The following is a 15,623-nucleotide window of genomic DNA, read 5'->3' as shown; positions in this document are numbered from 1 at the left end:
CGCTGACTAGGGTGGGAGCGTGAGTGACGTCGGGGAACCGGACGGGCTGGACCGTCTCTGGACACCGCACCGGATGGCGTACATCTCGGGGGAGGACCGGCCCGAGGGCGGGTACGAGAAACCCGGCGGGTGCCCGTTCTGCGTCGCGCCCGGCCTGCCCGAGGGCGAGAGCCTGGTGGTGGCCCGTGGTGAGCTCGTCTTCGCGGTGCTCAACCTGTACCCGTACAACCCCGGGCACCTGCTGGTGTGCCCGTACAGGCACGTCGCCGACTACACCGACCTGACCGAGGAGGAGACGGTCGAGGTGGCCGCGTTCACCCGGCGGGCGATGCGGGTGATCCGGCAGGTGAGCAGCCCGCACGGTTTCAACCTGGGCATGAACCAGGGTGCGGTGGCCGGTGCCGGGATCGCCGCGCACCTGCACCAGCACGTGGTGCCGCGCTGGGGTGGCGACGGCAACTTCATGCCGGTGATCGGCCGGACCAAGGTGCTGCCGCAACTGCTCGGCGACACCCGGGACCTGCTCCGGAAGTCCTGGTCCGAGACCGTCTAGTCGATCGCCTCGGCCTCGGCGAGCGCCTCCTGCCAGGCCTGTTCCGGGGCGAGTTTGCCGATCTCCACCTTGCTCAGCTTCTGCTCCATGACCTTGCGGACCTCGGCGTTGTGCAGCCCGAGGTACTGCGCCGGTTTGGCGGTCACGGCCGAGGCGAAGATCTCGCCGACCGGGGCGTCGGAGAAGAACGGGTTCCGGAAGCTGCGGACCGCCGGGTCGCTGTAGAGCTTCGGGGTCGAGGGCAGGTTGCCGGTCTCGGTGAAGATGCGCAGCTGCTGCTCGGGCGCGGTCAGCCAGGACGCCAGCTCGTACGCCTCCCGCGGGTGCGCACTCTGCTTCGGCACGGTCAGCCAGGAGCCGCCCCAGTTGCCGGCGCCGCCGGGCACCGCGGTGACGTCCCACTGCCCGCGGGTGGCGGGAGCGTTCTGCTGGATCCAGCCGAGCACCCATGCCGGGCAGGTCAGCGTGGCGAACCGGCCACCCTGCAGAGCCGCCAGCCACTGCGGGTTGAACGCGACGTACTTGGCGGACTCACCGGCCTCGATCATGTCGTTCGTCAGGTCCCAGGCGTGGCGGACGCCGGGGCTGGTGTCGATGACCAGTTCCTCGTCGCGGTTGTAGTAGCCCACGGGTTCCTGGGCCAGGATCTGGTTGAAGATGTTGCTGGCCGAGTCGGTCCAGCTCGCGGCCAGATCGGCGTCCTGGAACCGGTGACCCGCCGCGATGTACGCCTGCCACGTCGGCCACAGCTTCGCCACCGCCTTGCGGTCGCTGGGCAGGCCGGCCGCCTTGAACAGGTCGGGGCGGTAACACATGGCCAGGCCGCCGACGTCGGTGCCGAGTCCGAGCTGCCCGGTCCCGTCGGCGCTCAGGGTGGCGTCCCACTTCCAGGGCAGCCAGTTCGTACGCTGAGCGCCCGCACCGAGGTCGAGCAGGTTGACGAAGTCACCGGCGCGGTTGCGGAACTCGACGACGTACCCCTCCTCGACGGCCACGACGTCACCGGTGCCCTCGCCGGCGTCGAGACGCTGCGTCAGCTGCTGGTGGTGCGCGGTGAACTCGCTGACGCGTTCGACGACCCGGATGCCGGGGTGCGCCGCCTCGTACTCCCGCAGCAGCGTCTTGTAGCCGAAGTTGCCGAAGTCGTCGACGGTCAGCGTGATCTTGCCGTCGCCCGCCGCTCCGGGGGTGCCGCACGCGGCGGCCCCGGAGAGCAGTGCGGCGCAGCCCAGTGCGGCGAACAGCCTGCGGACTCGGGTCATCGTCATGCCACCTCGATCGAAGAGTGGTCGGAGAGCCAGGCGGAGACCTCACCGGCCGGCAGCGGACGGCACAGGGCAAAACCCTGCAGCTCGTCGCAGCCCAGCTCGGTGAGGCGGTGCACGGTGCCGGGCGTCTCGACGCCCACGGCCACGCTGGTCATACCGAGATCACCGGCGATGCGGATGAGGCCGCCCACGATGCGTTCGGCGGCGAGGTTGCCGGGCAGCAGGCGGACCAGCTCACGGTCGAGCTTGAGCCGGGTCAGCGGCGCCCGCGCGACGGTGAGCCAGTGGGTCGTGCCGGCGCCGACGTTGTCGAGGCCGACCGCGATGCCGGCGGCGGCCAGCCGGGCCAGCGCGGTGGCGGCCCGCGGCGGGTCCAGCGCGACGGTGGCCTCGCTGAACTCCAGGCTGATCGCCTCGAGCGGGAGACCGGCGGCGGCCGCCGTCTCGATCACCAGTGCGGGCAGGGTGTCGTCGAGCAGGCTCTGCGCGGCGAGGTTGACGACGATGCGGGTGCGGTGACCGGCGGCGTACCAGGCGGCGCCCTGTGCGGTCGCCGTCCGCAGCATCCAGGCGGTCAGCGGCTTGATCATGGCGGTCTGCTCGACCGCGACCAGGAAGTCCGCCGCGGCCAGCAGGCCGTACTGCGGGTGGTTCCAGCGCAGCAGCGCCTCCAGGTCGCGGACCTCGCCCGTGGCCGCGAACGTCGGCTGGTAGTACAGCTCGAGCAGGCCGTCCTCGAGCGCCTGGCGCAGCTGCGCCAGCTGGGTCACGTGCCGGCTGCCGGTCTCGTCCGTCCCGGCGGTCTCGTCGTGGAGCAGCACACCGCCGCCGGCCTTCTTGGCGCGGTACATGGCGATGTCGGCCTGCTGGAGCACGGCGCTCAGCTCACGCCCGTGGACGGGTGCGGTCGCAACGCCGATGCTCGCGCCGACCTCGACGGCCAGGCCCTCGATGACCACCGGACGGGAGACGGCCTCACGGGCGGCGGCCGCGACGGCGAGCGCCTGCTCGGACCCGGTCCTCGGCAGCAGCACGGCGAACTCGTCGCCGCCCAGCCGGATGACCGTCCCGGCGCCCGGGCAGATCTGCTCGAGCCGGCGGGCGACCGCGGTGAGCACCTGGTCGCCGGCGTGGTGCCCGAGGGAGTCGTTGATGCCCTTGAAACCGTTGAGGTCGAGCAGCAGCAGGGCGGCGGGATGCCGTTCGGAGGCGGCGGTGAGCGCGGGTGCCGCCACCCGGCGCAGCTTCTCGCGGTTGCCCAGGCCGGTCAGCGGGTCGTGCACCGCGGCGTGGTCCTGGGCGGACTGGCGGCGGCGCACCTGCAGCACGGCGGCCAGCGCGATCACGAGCACGACCAGGCCGCCGCCGTAGAGCAGCCGGGTGGCCCGGGCGATCGAGCTGTCCACGTCACGCCGCGGCAGCAGCATCACGGCGAGGCCGTCGACGATGCCGTCACCGTTCGCGTCGTACGGGTAGTTGACCTCGAGCAGGTGCTCACCGGTGGCCGGGTCGGTGGCGTTGCCGGCGGTCGGGTGGTCGAGCGGGACGGACCGGCGCCGGGCGTCGGTCAGCCGGCCGGCCAGCAGGTAGTCCGGGTCGGCGTAGACCAGGCGGCCGTCGGTCAGCGACCAGATCATCAGGCCGCGCACCTCGCCCCGCTGCCGGAGCAGGACGAGGTCGGTGTCGAGCTGGGCCCGGTTGGCCGGGTGCAGCTCGTCGACGAGGTCGTTCAGGGTGAGGCTGCGGTCGATGACCAGCGAGCTGATGATCACGACACCCTGCACCGCGCTGTCCAGCGTGCGGGTCCTGATCTGCTCCTGCAGTGCCGCGACCCCGGCCACCACCGTCGCGGTCAGCACGACGACAACAGCGAGCAGCACGCGCCAGGAGGTCAGGGCGCGCGGCTCGGCACGGCGTCGGGAGGCCACGGGTTGTTCATCGACGGCGGGAGCGCCGGGCTGAGACTTAGCGCACGGACTCCCTCGGCGATCTGCTCGGCCGACGGGGCGTGCTCGGGGTCCGTCAGCCACTGGGTCATGACGCCGGACATCAGCGCCAGCGACACCGAGCCCACCGACCGGATCGTCCGCTCGTCGAGGGAGTCCTCCTCGCGGCCCAGGAGCACGGCGGCCAGGCCGCTGCGGCCCTGCTCGAGACCGGCGGCGATCTGGGCCTTGAGCTCGGGGGCGTGCTCGCTCTGCAGCATCGCCTCGATGGAGGCCAGCCACAGCTCCCGGTGGGTGCCGATGGTGCCGATGACCCGCCGCCAGTAGCGGACCATCGGGTCGTCGGACTCGTCGGTGATCTCGGCCGACAGGGCCTCGCCGATCGCGTCGCCCCAGTCCTCGATGGCGCTCAGCATCGCGGCGTTCATCAGGCCCGCGGTCGAGCCGTAGTGGTAGCCGATCGAGCCGAGGTTGGTGCCGGACGCCGCGACGATGTCCCGGGCCGTGGTGCGCGCGTACCCCTTGTCGTAGAGGCAGCGTTTGGCGCCGGCCAGCAGGTCTTCCCGGTGTCCCATGGCTGACATCCTAAGTTCTATACAAACGTGTAAGACGTTTGTATAGTAACTCGCATGACACAGCGAGAGGTCCTCATCTCCGGCGCCGGCATGGCCGGTCCCGCCCTGGCACACCAGCTGCACCGGCACGGTTTTGTGCCGACGGTCGTCGAGCGGGCCCCGGTCCTGCGCGACGGCGGTTACAAGGTGGACATCCGCGGCGCCGCGATCGAGGTGCTCAAGCGCATGGGCGTCTTCGAGGCGGCCCGGGCCGTCGACACCGGCATGCGGCACGTCACCTACGTCAAGCGCGACGGCGGCCGGATCGCCCGGCTCGACGCCGACCTGCTGATGGGCCGCCGCAACGACGACCTCGAGGTCATGCGCACCGACCTGACCCGGATCCTGTACGACGCCACGGCCGCCGACGTCGAGTACGTCTTCGGCGACGCCATCGCCTCGATGACCGAGGGCCCCGACGGTGTGGACGTCATCTTCGAGAGCGGCGCCGCCCGCCGGTTCGCACTGGTCGTCGGGGCCGACGGGGTGCACTCGGCCACCCGGCGCAAGGTCATGGGGGAGGTGCCGCTGCGCTACCTGGGCGGCCACATCTCGATCTTCGACGTGCCGAACGGCCTGGGGCTGGACCGCGAGGAGGTCTTCTACACCGAGCCCGGCCGGATGGTCTTCGCCTACAGCACCGGCCCGTCGGCCCCGGCCAAGGTCGGCCTGGTCTGCGGCTCGCCCTCGCCGGTGCTCGACCGGGAGAGTTTCGCGGAGCAGTTCACCGGGCTCGGCTGGCGGGTGCCGGACTTCCTGGCGGCCATGCGCGCCTCGGAGAACGTCTACCTCGACTCACTGAGCCAGATCGAGCTGCCCCGCTGGTCCGCCGGGCGGGTCGTGCTGCTCGGCGACGCGGCGCACTGCCCGTCCCCGGCGGCCGGGCAGGGCACGAGCATGGCCCTGGTCGGGGCGTACGCGCTGGCCGGCGAGCTCGCGGCGGCCGGTGGTGACCACCGGACCGCCTTCGACCGCTACGAGACGCTGCTCCGGCCGTTCGTGGAGAAGAACCTCGCCTTCGGCCGCAAGATGGCCGGTGACATGGTCCCGGGCGGCCGCTTCGCCCTGGCGTTCCGCAACTACGGCATGCGGACGCTGAAGTACCACCCGCTCAAGCGGCAGATCGTCGAGAAGGTGACGCAGCCGCTGCACGTGGCGGCCAACGCCATCGAGCTGCCGTCCTACCCGATGGCGCCGGCCGTCTGAGTCACCGGGCGGCGTGCTCCTTGCGGACCGCGTCGGCCAGGTGGGCGGGCATCGGCTCGTGCCGGGCGTACACCCGGCTGAACGTCCCGGTGCCGGACGTCAGAGCCCGCAGCTCGACCGCGTAACGGACCAGCTCGGTGGCGGGCACCTCGGCCCGGACCAGGCTGTGCTCGCCGTCCTCGTCCGCCTCGGTGCCCAGCGGGCGCCCGCGGCGGCCGGACAGATCGCTCATCACGGCACCGACGTAGGTGTCCGGCACCCGCACCACGATCTCGTCGACGGGCTCGAGCAGCGCCACCCGGCCCTGCTCGGCCGCCGTCCGCAGCGCCAGCGCCCCGGCGGTCTGGAACGCGGCGTCGGAGGAGTCGACACTGTGCGCCTTGCCGTCCACGAGCGTCACCCGCAGGTCGACGACGGGATAACCGGCGACGATGCCCTTCTCGAGCTGCGCCCGGACACCCTTCTCCACCGACGGGATGTAGTTGTGCGGCACCGCGCCGCCGACGACCTTGTCCACGAACTCGAAGCCGGAACCACGCGGCAGCGGCTCGACCTCGATCGAGCAGACGGCGTACTGGCCGTGGCCGCCGGACTGCTTCACGTGCCGGCCGTGACCGGTGGCCGTCGCGCCGAAGGTCTCGCGCAGAGAGACCTTCACCGGCTCGGTGTCCAGCTCGACACCCCCGGCGCGGAGCCGGTCGAGGACGACGTCGGCGTGGGACTCACCCATGCACCAGAGCACCAGCTGGTGGGTGTCCGGGTTGCGTTCCAGCCGCAGCGTGGGGTCACCCGCGACGAGCCGGGCCAGGTTCTTGGCCAGGGCGTCCTCGTCGGAACGGGACTTCGCCACCACCGCGATGGGCAGCAGCGGTTCGGGCATCGTCCACGGCTCCATCAGCAGCGGCTGGTCCTTGCCGGAGAGCGTGTCACCGGTCTCGGCACTGCCGGACTTGGTGATCGCGCAGATGTCACCGGCGATGCACGACGCCACCTCGCGCAGCTGCGAGCCGAGCGGGGAGTAAACGTGGGCGATGCGCTCGTCCGCGTCGTGGTCGGCGTGGCCACGCTCGGCAAGACCGTGCCCGGAGACGTGCACGGTCAGCTCCGGGCGCAGCGTGCCGGAGAAGACCCGGACCAGCGACACCCGGCCGACGTGGCGGTCGATCGTGGTCTTGACGACCTCGGCGACCAGCGGGCCGTCCGGGTCGCAGGTCAGCGGCGGGAGCGGGCTGCCGTCGACACCGGTGACCACGGGCAGGTCGTGCTCCAGCGGGGACGGCGCGCCGTTGACGATGCCGTCGAGCAGGGCGTCCAGGCCGACACCGGTCGCGGCGCAGACCGGGATCACCGGATAGAAGTTGCCCCGGGCGACGGCCTTCTCCAGGTCGGGCACGAGCGTGTCGGTGCTGATCAGCTCGCCGGCGACGTACCGGTCCATCAGGGTCTCGTCCTCGCTCTCGGCGATGATCCCCTCGATGAGCAGGTCCCGGTCGTCCTTGATCGGCGTCAGATGCTCCCGCTCGGCCTCGCCGGCCCGCGGCGGATAACCCTGCGAGTAGTCGAGAACCTTGAGCGTGACCAGGCCCAGCAGGCCGGCGATCGACTCGCCGTCGTCACCGAGCATGGGCTGGTAGATCGGCATGACGTTCTCGCCGAACGCCTCCTGGCACTCCTGCAGGGTGCCCTCGTAATCGGCGCGCGGATGGTCCAGCCGGGTGATCGTCACGGCCCGCGGCAGGCCGATGGCGGCGCACTCCTCCCAGAGCGCGACGGTGGCCGAGTCCACGCCGTCGACCGCCGAGACGACAAAAACGGCGGCGTCGGCGGCGCGCAGACCGGCGCGCAGCTCGCCCACGAAGTCGGCGTAGCCCGGGGTGTCGAGCAGGTTGATCTTCACTCCGTCGTGCACCACCGGGGCGCAGGACAGCGCCACGGACCGCTGCTGGCGGACGGCGGCGGGATCGTGGTCGGTCACCGTGGTGCCGTCCGCCACGGTGCCCGCGCGGGAGATCGTGCCGGTCGCGGCGAGCAGCGCCTCGATCAGCGTCGTCTTGCCCGCGCCGGAGTGGCCCACCAGCACCACGTTGCGTACCCTGCCGGGCTCCGTCACCACCGGAGCGGTGAGCCCTTTCTCCTGGGTCTTCTGCGTCATGGGTGACGCCCTCCTGTCGGCAGCCGGTCGGCGGCCCATTCTTCCGTCAGCTCCGGTGTCCCACCGGACCCGGGTGGGCGCCCCTACGTCCCCGTCCTTGGATCTGACACCCAGCGCAGTCGCCGCCGCAACCCTTTGTAATCCCCGACCGCCGTTTCATGACGATCCGGCGACGCGTGACGCACGCCGTAGGACTCACGGTCGGTCGCCGTTATGGTGGGACGGCCATGGCAAAGATCGTCAGCGTGCCCGCGCGCGCACTCGTGTCGTACGTCCTCCACCCCGCCGCCCGATTCCTGCTCCGCATCGGCGTCACCCCGAACATGGTCACCGTCGCCGGCACCGTGGGCGTCGTGATCGGTGCGCTCGGTTTCGGTGCCCGGGGTGAACTCTTCTGGGGCACGGTGGTCGTCACCGCGTTTGCGCTCACCGACGCCCTCGACGGGACGATGGCCCGCATGCGGGGCCCGTCCGGCAAGTTCGGCGCCCTCCTCGACTCGTCGATGGACCGGATCGCCGACGCCGCGGTGTTCGGCGCCGTCGTCTACTACCTGGCCGGCCTGGGCAACCCGTACGGCGGTGTGGTCGCCGCGCTGCTGTCCCTCGCACTGGGCCAGGTCGTCTCCTACGTGAAGGCCCGCGCCCAGAGCCTGGGCCTGGACGCCGACGTCGGCATCGCCGAGCGCCTCGAGCGGCTGCTCATCGTGGGTGTCGGCGGCCTGCTCGGCGCCGCCGGCCTGGAGTGGGGCCTGCCCGCCGCGCTCTGGGTCCTCGCCGCGTTGTCGCTGGTCACCGTCCTGCAGCGCCTGATCCACGCCGCGAAGTCCGACGTCGTGCCGGTCGCGGACGGTCCCGCGTGAGCTCCCGGCGTGATCAGCTGACCGACCTGGGGTACGCCGCGGGCTGGCGGGTGGTCCGGATGCTGCCGCTGCCGGCCGCCCGTGCGATCTTCAACGCCGGCGCCGACCGGTCGTTCAAGGGCAACGGTCCGAGTGTCCAGCGCCTGCGCCGCAACCTCCGCACGGTCGTGGGGCCGGACCTGCCCGAGGCCGGGCTCGACGCCCTGGTCAAAGCGGGTCTCCGGTCCTACGCCCGCTACTGGATGGAGGCCTTCCGGCTGCCGTCGCAGAGCCGCGAGGACTTCCTCACCGACTTTCACCTGTTCGACGCCGACGAGTTCAACGCCGTGCTCAAGGAGGGCAATGGCGCGATCCTGGCGCTGCCGCACGTCGGCAACTGGGACGCCGCGGCCGCCTGGGTGACCGCGCAGGGCTGGCCGCTGGTCACGGTGGCCGAGCGCCTCAAACCCGAGTCGGTCTTCGAGCGCTTCGTGGCCTACCGGGAGAAGCTCGGCATGGAGGTGCTCCCGCTGACCGGCGGTCAGCGCCCGCCGCTGGACGTCCTCGCCGAAAGAGCCACCCAGGGGTACGCCGTAGCGCTGCTGGCCGACCGTGACCTGTCCTCCCGCGGCATCGAGGTGCAGTTCTTCGGCGGCCGCACCCGGATGCCGGGCGGCCCGGCGATGCTGGCGCTGCGCACCGGTGCCCCGCTCTACGCCGCCGACCTGTGGTTCGAGCCCAGCCGCACGGTCGGCCGGATCCGCCGCATCGAGCTGCCGGAGAAGTCCGAGGGTGCACTGGACGTGCGGGTCAAGCTGACGACCCAGCGGCTGGCCGACGCGTTTGCCCTCGGCATCGCCGAGCACCCCCAGGACTGGCACATGCTGCAGAAACTGTGGCTCGACCAGAGCACCCGGGTCTGAGGGCGGGGCCGGCGTGCGGATCGGGATCGTCTCGCCGTACTCGTTCGACGTGCCCGGCGGCGTCCAGAACCACATCGTCGACCTCGCCGAGGCGCTGATCGGGCTCGGCCACGAGGTCAGCGTGCTGGCCCCCGCCGACGAGGACTCCGAGCTCCCGCCGTACGTCGTGGCGGCCGGGCGCGCGGTGCCGCTGCCGTACAACGGGTCGGTCGCCCGGATCGCGTTCGGCCCGATCTCCACCGCGCGGGTGCGGCGCTGGCTGGCCCGCGGCAAGTTCGACGTCCTGCACGTCCACGAGCCGCTCACGCTGAGCCTGTCGCTGCTGGCGGTGCTCTCCGCGCGCGGGCCGGTGGTGGCCACCTTCCACACCGCGATGATCCGGTCCCGGGCCCTGTCGGCGGCCGGGGGACTCCTGCAGCTGGTCGTCGAGAAGATCACCGCCCGCATCGCCGTCAGTGAGCTGGCCCGCAAGGTGCAGGTCGAGCATCTGGGCGGGGGAGCGGTCGAGATCCCGAACGGTGTCGCGGTGGCCAAGTTCTCGCACGCGGAGGCGCTGCCGGGCCGGCCGGGTGAGGGCGGGACGCTGGGCTTCCTGGGCCGCTTCACCGAGTCCCGCAAGGGCTTCGAGCTGCTGCGGACCGCGTTTGTCACGCTCGCCCGCGAACGCCCCGGCCTGCGCCTGCTGGTGGCCGGCCCCGGCGACCGGTCCGACCTCTACGACGACATCCCGAAAGAGCTGCACGACCGGGTCGAGTTCCTGGGGCTGGTCAGCGAGGCCGACAAGGCAAGGATGCTGCGCAGCGTCGACATCTACGTGGCGCCGAACACCGGCGGCGAGAGCTTCGGCATGATCCTCACCGAGGCGATGGCGGCCGGTGCGGCGATCGCAGCGAGTGACCTGGACGCCTTCCGCCGTGTCCTCGACGGTGGCCGGGCCGGAGCGCTCTTCCCGACCGGCGACGCCGGGGCATTGACCGGGCTGCTCGGCGAACTCCTCGACGACCCGCGGCGGCGGGCGGAGCTGGCAGCCTGCGCCCGGGTGGCCGTCCAGGCGTTTGATTGGCCCAGCGTAGCCAAGCGTGTACTCGAGGTGTATGCCACGGCCATCGAGGCCACGGACGGTCGCGTATTTGACGAAGAGTGGGCCGAACCACGCTCCGGGACGTGACTCTCCGACACAGAACCGCACTACGATCCCCCGCATGAGGTGGGTCCTGATAGCGCTTGCGGTGGCGGCTGTGCTGTCGGCGTACCTGGCCTGGACGTCCCACCGGGTCGAGCGGGTCCACGTCCGCGCGGCCTCGGCCGGCCGGGCCCTGGACGCCCACCTCCTGCGCCGGGCGGCAGCCGCGGCGGTCGTCGCGGAGGACACCGGGTTCGTCGAGCTCTACGCGTCGGCCCGGCTGGCCCTCGACGCCGAGCAGGACGAGCGGGAGATCGCCGAGAACGACCTGACCCGCCAGCTCCAGGCGGTGCACCTCAACCCGGCGGAGGCCGCGACCCGCACGCTGGTGGCCACGAGCCGCCGCGTCGCGCTGGCCCGGCAGGTGCACACCGACCTGGTCCGCGACGCCCTGACCGCCCGCCGGCGCCCGCTGGTCCGCCTCCTGCGCATGGCCCGCGGTTACGAACGACCCCGCTACTTCGAGATCGTCGACCCGACGCTGCGGGAGCCGCTGGCGGTGGCGCAGCGCCCGGCGCCGGAGCCGCCGGTCCCGGCCCAAGCCTCGACTTGAGGGTTCCGCCGGCCTGAACCGAACGGCAACCGTGGCGCGCCCGTTGTGCACTCCCAGGGTTTGTGCGGGGCCCGAAGAGGATGGCATGACGGACACGAAGATTGTCGAGCTGGGCCTGCAGGCGATGACCATCTCCGCCAAGATGTGTGCCCCGGTGCTGATCACGGCGCTGCTGATCGGCTTTGCGATCTCGCTGTTCCAGTCCGTCACCCAGATCCAGGAGGCGACGCTGTCCTTCGTCCCGAAGGCCGTGGGCGTCGGCGCGGCGATCCTGTTCTCGGGTAACTGGATGCTGCACGAGATGGTCACGTACACGACGCAGCTCTTCGAGAACATCCCGTCGCTGCTCGCCTGAGCATGGTTCTACCGAGGCCGCCCCTTCAGGGGGCGGCCTTTTGTTTGTCCCAGGGTGAGTACGCACGCAGCCGGCAATCGGCGGGAGCGACGGTCAGCACCACCCACCCAGCTACGACATGAAGCTGATCTTTCGTCCTGTTCCTGACCGGATGGCCGGTTGAAGGGGAACAAGCAGTCCACCCTGGGGTCGATTGGCCATCGGCGGCACCCTTCTCCCCGCCTAAAATTCCCCCGAGCCCATCACCCTGAGGAGTCATCGTGTCCAGCCCCACCTCTGTCACCGGGACCGCACGCGTCAAGCGTGGAATGGCCGAGATGCTCAAAGGCGGTGTGATCATGGATGTGGTCACGCCCGACCAGGCCAAGATCGCGGAGGACGCCGGAGCTGTCGCGGTCATGGCACTCGAGCGTGTCCCCGCCGACATCCGCGCGCAGGGTGGCGTCTCCCGGATGAGCGACCCCGACATGATCGACGGCATCATCGCGGCCGTCTCGATCCCCGTCATGGCCAAGGCCCGCATCGGCCACTTCGTCGAGGCCCAGGTGCTGCAGTCGCTCGGTGTCGACTACGTCGACGAGTCCGAGGTCCTGACCCCGGCCGACTACGCCAACCACATCGACAAGTGGGCCTTCACCGTGCCCTTCGTCTGCGGTGCGACCAACCTCGGCGAGGCCCTGCGCCGCATCACCGAGGGCGCGGCCATGATCCGCTCGAAGGGTGAGGCCGGCACCGGCGACGTCTCCAACGCGACCACGCACATGCGCACCATCCGCGGCGAGATCCGCCGGCTCACGTCGCTGCCCGAGGACGAGCTGTTCGTCGCGGCCAAGGAGCTGCAGGCGCCGTACGACCTGGTCAAGGAGGTCGCCGCGGCCGGCAAGCTGCCGGTCGTCACCTTCACCGCAGGCGGTATCGCCACCCCCGCCGACGCCGCGATGATGATGCAGCTCGGCGCCGAGGGTGTGTTCGTCGGTTCCGGCATCTTCAAGTCCGGCAACCCTGCCCAGCGCGCCGCCGCGATCGTCAAGGCCGTCACCTTCCACGACGACCCCGACGTCATCGCCAAGGTCTCGCGTGGTCTCGGCGAGGCCATGGTCGGCATCAACGTCGACGAGATCCCGCAGCCGCACCGCCTCGCCGAGCGCGGCTGGTAATCCGTTCACCGCGGCCCGGGCCCTCGTGAGGCGCCCGGGCCGTTGCCATGCCGGACCGTAAGGTGAGAAACCGTGAAAGATCCCGTCATCGGCGTGCTCGCGTTGCAGGGCGACGTCCGGGAACACCTCGGCGCGCTCGCGGAGAGTGACGCCGTGGCCCGGCCGATCCGCCGGCCCGAGGAGCTCGACGCCGTCGACGCGCTTGTCATCCCCGGCGGCGAGTCGACCACCATGAGCAACCTGGCCATCACGTTCGGCCTGCTCGAGCCGATCCGCAAACGCATCGCCGGAGGCCTGCCCGTCTACGGCTCCTGCGCCGGCATGATCATGCTGGCCGGGACGGTCCTCGACGGACGCCCCGACCAGGAGTCCTTCGCCGGCATCGACATGACCGTCCGGCGCAACGCGTTCGGCCGGCAGGTCGACTCGTTCGAGGCCGACGTCCAGATCGAGGACATTCCCGGCGACGATTTCCACGCCGTCTTCATCCGCGCCCCGTGGGTCGAGGAGGTCGGCGACGACGTGCAGGTCATGGGCCGCGTCACGTCGGGACCCGCCGCCGGTAGGATTGTCGCCGTCCGGCAGGGGAACCTGCTCGCCACGGCTTTCCACCCGGAGCTCACCGGCGACCTCCGCGTCCACCGGTACTTCGTCGAGCTGGTCCGCCGGGCCGCAGACGACGCTCGATAAAGCGGTCAACACGGAGGTTGAAGCATGTCCGGCCACTCCAAGTGGGCGACGACCAAGCACAAGAAGGCCGTCATCGACGCCAAGCGCGGCAAGATGTTCGCCAAGCTGATCAAGAACGTCGAGGTCGCGGCGCGCATCGGCGGCGGGGACCCCACCGGTAACCCCACCCTCTACGACGCCATCCAGAAGGCGAAGAAGAGCTCCGTCCCCAACGACAACATCGCCAACGCCGTCAAGCGCGGCTCCGGCCTCGAAGCCGGCGGCGCCGACTGGCAGACGATCATGTACGAGGGCTACGGCCCCAACGGCGTCGCCCTCCTCATCGAGTGCCTCACCGACAACCGCAACCGCGCGGCGACCGAGGTCCGCACCGCCCTGACCCGCAACGGCGGCACGTTCGCCGACGCCGGCTCGGTCTCGTACCTCTTCAACCGCAAGGGCGTCATCATCGTCCCCAAGAGCGACGGCGTCAGCGAGGACGACCTCATGCTGGCCGTCCTCGACGCCGGCGCCGAAGAGATCAACGACCTCGGCGAAGCCTTCGAGATCGTCAGCGAGCCCACCGACCTGGTCGCGGTCCGCACGGCCCTGCAGGACGCCGGCCTCGACTACGACTCGGCCGAGTCCTCCCTGGTCCCGAGCATGACCGTCCCGGTCGACGAAGAAGCGGCCCGCAAGGTCCTCAAGCTCATCGACGTCCTCGAGGACTGCGACGACGTCCAGAACATCTTCGCCAATGCCGACATCAGCGACGAAATCCTCGCGGCCATCGACGCGTGATCCATCCTTGAGAACCGCCCGGTCCGTGTGGGCCGGGCGGTTTTCTGTCTTCCGAGATCAAGATCCAGGGCATGTCGTGCCTGGTTGCATGGTTCTGATCGTCGCTCCCGCCGAGACCGGGCGCGGGCGGCCAATCGCCTGGCGGCTCATGAACGGCCACCCGCACCCTGCCAGGTCCGTGCTCGGGGCAAACCTCAGGTCGGTGCCGAGACCTGCGACATGAATTGGACAAAAGAGCCGAGCACCAGCACAAACGTGCCGCCCAGCCGGGCGTAGCGGCGCCACACGTAGCGGCGGTAGGCGTGAACCCAGGCGATCTCGGCTTCGGCCACAACCCGCACCTCGGCCCTCGCCGTTGACGGCAACAGCGGTGCCAGCCGCTGCGCAACAGTCTCGTCGTTGACCGAATGCCCCTGCCACTGCGCAGCCGCCGCAGCCGCGGTGAGGGGACGTCTCGTCGTCGCTTCCCCGGGATGTTGCCGCCCCTGCGCTGTCGCTGCCTCCACCAGATTTGCTTGCCCCCACGCGGTCGGAGTGAGGGAACGTTCCTGCGGCGATGCTTCCACGGTCCCGGCGGGGTCGGCCGTCGATGGCGTTGGTGGGCCGGAGGGCTGCACCGGGGCCGGCATTCGCACAACTGTCGAGATGTGGTGATCCGAAGTGTGTGACGGCGGCGGGCCTGGTGGTTGCGCCGGATCGGTCCGGGGACGTGCGTAGCGTGCGGTCTCGACGGGCGTCGGCCGCAGAGGTTCCGGGTCGAGAAAGATTCGCGCACCGTCGTCCGGTGTCGACGAGCGGCCACGGTGGGAGACCGTCATCTCGTCGAGGGAGATTTGCGAGCCGTCGATCGGTGTCGACCAGGGATCGTGGTGGGAGACGGTCACCTCGACCGGGTAGATCTGGTCCTCGCGCCACTGGCGGCTGCGGGTGTGAAGACGCCGGTTGAGGTATTCGGTGGCGGCGTCGCGGTGGCTGAGCCGGCTGCGCCAGCAGACGCGGCGCCAGTGGCCGGCGAGGTCGGTCAGAACTTCCATGTAGACCTCGGCCGCAAAGCGTTCACCGCCCACCAGCCGTGCCGCCTCGTCGCGCAACGCACCCAGCCGCCCCGCAACGAACGCGATGAAGTCGGCGGGCGGCTCGTCCTCCATCGGCGGAATCAGGTAAGCCACAGTGACCTCCCACCCCATGGTCGGCGCCCCCGCGCCCCCACGCAACCCATCCACCAAGACCACCGCCCACCCGAGGTGCTTCCCAGCCCGAAGTCCCAGCCCAAGCTCTTCCACCCCGACGTGCCCCACCCAAAGCCCTCCGACTTGGAGGTGCTCCCGCTGCGAGGTGCTCCCGCTCCAAGGCGCTTCTACCCAGTGCTCCGACCTTGAGGAGCTCCCGCCCGAGGTGTTCCCA

Annotated in this window: 15 protein-coding genes; 10 read left to right on the top strand and 5 right to left on the bottom strand. The window is 70.9% G+C overall.

What is annotated here, in order from left to right; translation table 11 throughout:
• Positions 1–73 precede the first annotated feature (73 nt).
• Positions 74–553 (top strand): HIT family protein, encoded by a 480-nt coding sequence (locus AFR_RS31295; protein ID WP_052359851.1) that lies wholly within the window; start codon positions 74–76, stop codon positions 551–553.
• On the opposite strand, the gene AFR_RS31290 is transcribed toward AFR_RS31295, so the two are convergent.
• Genes AFR_RS31290 through AFR_RS31280 form a run of 3 tightly spaced genes read right to left on the bottom strand, consistent with a single transcriptional unit; the run spans position 550 to position 4,342 of the window.
• On the bottom strand, positions 550–1,821 hold the full coding sequence (locus tag AFR_RS31290; RefSeq protein WP_052359518.1) for an ABC transporter substrate-binding protein: 1,272 nt from the start codon (positions 1,819–1,821) through the stop codon (positions 550–552). The genes AFR_RS31295 and AFR_RS31290 overlap by 4 nt on opposite strands.
• A complete protein-coding gene (locus AFR_RS31285; protein WP_023560821.1) occupies positions 1,818–3,749 on the bottom strand; it encodes a putative bifunctional diguanylate cyclase/phosphodiesterase in 1,932 nt (643 codons plus the stop codon). The genes AFR_RS31290 and AFR_RS31285 overlap by 4 nt, the downstream gene beginning before the upstream one ends.
• The gene (locus AFR_RS31280) at positions 3,713–4,342 is read right to left on the bottom strand and encodes a TetR/AcrR family transcriptional regulator (protein ID WP_023560820.1); all 630 of its coding nucleotides are present in this window, start codon (positions 4,340–4,342) and stop codon (positions 3,713–3,715) included. Before AFR_RS31280 ends, AFR_RS31285 begins: the two co-directional genes overlap by 37 nt.
• Positions 4,343–4,396: 54 nt before the next feature.
• Here AFR_RS31280 and AFR_RS31275 point away from each other — a divergent pair, with 54 nt between their 5' ends.
• Positions 4,397–5,587, top strand: coding sequence for an FAD-dependent monooxygenase (locus AFR_RS31275; RefSeq protein WP_023560819.1), 1,191 nt, complete (start codon positions 4,397–4,399; stop codon positions 5,585–5,587).
• 1 nt (position 5,588) lies between these two features.
• Here the strand turns inward: AFR_RS31275 and AFR_RS31270 are convergent, their stop codons facing one another.
• Complete coding sequence (locus AFR_RS31270; protein ID WP_023560818.1) at positions 5,589–7,739, bottom strand: elongation factor G-like protein EF-G2; 2,151 nt, start codon at positions 7,737–7,739, stop codon at positions 5,589–5,591.
• Positions 7,740–7,966: 227 nt separating this feature from the next.
• Here AFR_RS31270 and pgsA point away from each other — a divergent pair, with 227 nt between their 5' ends.
• The 8 genes from pgsA to AFR_RS31230 all read left to right on the top strand — a co-directional run bounded on the left by pgsA (position 7,967) and on the right by AFR_RS31230 (position 14,219).
• Complete coding sequence (gene pgsA, locus AFR_RS31265; RefSeq protein ID WP_023560817.1) at positions 7,967–8,599, top strand: phosphatidylinositol phosphate synthase; 633 nt, start codon at positions 7,967–7,969, stop codon at positions 8,597–8,599.
• A 59-nt stretch (positions 8,600–8,658) separates the two neighbouring features.
• On the top strand, positions 8,659–9,501 hold the full coding sequence (locus AFR_RS31260) for a phosphatidylinositol mannoside acyltransferase (protein ID WP_052359850.1): 843 nt from the start codon (positions 8,659–8,661) through the stop codon (positions 9,499–9,501).
• Positions 9,502–9,514: 13 nt separating this feature from the next.
• Positions 9,515–10,669: a glycosyltransferase family 4 protein gene (locus AFR_RS31255; protein WP_023560815.1), complete on the top strand. Its 1,155-nt coding sequence runs from the start codon at positions 9,515–9,517 to the stop codon at positions 10,667–10,669.
• A gap of 25 nt (positions 10,670–10,694) precedes the next feature.
• The gene (locus tag AFR_RS31250; RefSeq protein WP_041842964.1) at positions 10,695–11,237 is read left to right on the top strand and encodes a hypothetical protein; all 543 of its coding nucleotides are present in this window, start codon (positions 10,695–10,697) and stop codon (positions 11,235–11,237) included.
• Positions 11,238–11,322: 85 nt separating this feature from the next.
• A complete protein-coding gene (gene fliQ, locus AFR_RS31245) occupies positions 11,323–11,592 on the top strand; it encodes a flagellar biosynthesis protein FliQ (RefSeq protein ID WP_023360261.1) in 270 nt (89 codons plus the stop codon).
• A gap of 308 nt (positions 11,593–11,900) precedes the next feature.
• A complete protein-coding gene (pdxS, locus tag AFR_RS31240; RefSeq protein WP_041841272.1) occupies positions 11,901–12,749 on the top strand; it encodes a pyridoxal 5'-phosphate synthase lyase subunit PdxS in 849 nt (282 codons plus the stop codon).
• 72 nt (positions 12,750–12,821) lie between these two features.
• On the top strand, positions 12,822–13,439 hold the full coding sequence (gene pdxT / locus AFR_RS31235; protein WP_023560812.1) for a pyridoxal 5'-phosphate synthase glutaminase subunit PdxT: 618 nt from the start codon (positions 12,822–12,824) through the stop codon (positions 13,437–13,439).
• Between the two features lie 24 nt (positions 13,440–13,463).
• Positions 13,464–14,219, top strand: coding sequence for a YebC/PmpR family DNA-binding transcriptional regulator (locus AFR_RS31230; protein WP_023560811.1), 756 nt, complete (start codon positions 13,464–13,466; stop codon positions 14,217–14,219).
• Between the two features lie 194 nt (positions 14,220–14,413).
• On the opposite strand, the gene AFR_RS31225 is transcribed toward AFR_RS31230, so the two are convergent.
• On the bottom strand, positions 14,414–15,367 hold the full coding sequence (locus AFR_RS31225) for a hypothetical protein (RefSeq protein ID WP_023560810.1): 954 nt from the start codon (positions 15,365–15,367) through the stop codon (positions 14,414–14,416).
• Positions 15,368–15,623: the final 256 nt, after the last annotated feature.

This window comes from Amorphoplanes friuliensis DSM 7358 (genome assembly GCF_000494755.1).
Lineage (GTDB): Bacteria > Actinomycetota > Actinomycetes > Mycobacteriales > Micromonosporaceae > Actinoplanes > Actinoplanes friuliensis.
Note: the sequence above shows the minus strand (reverse complement) of the source record. Positions and strands in the feature narration are given on the sequence as shown.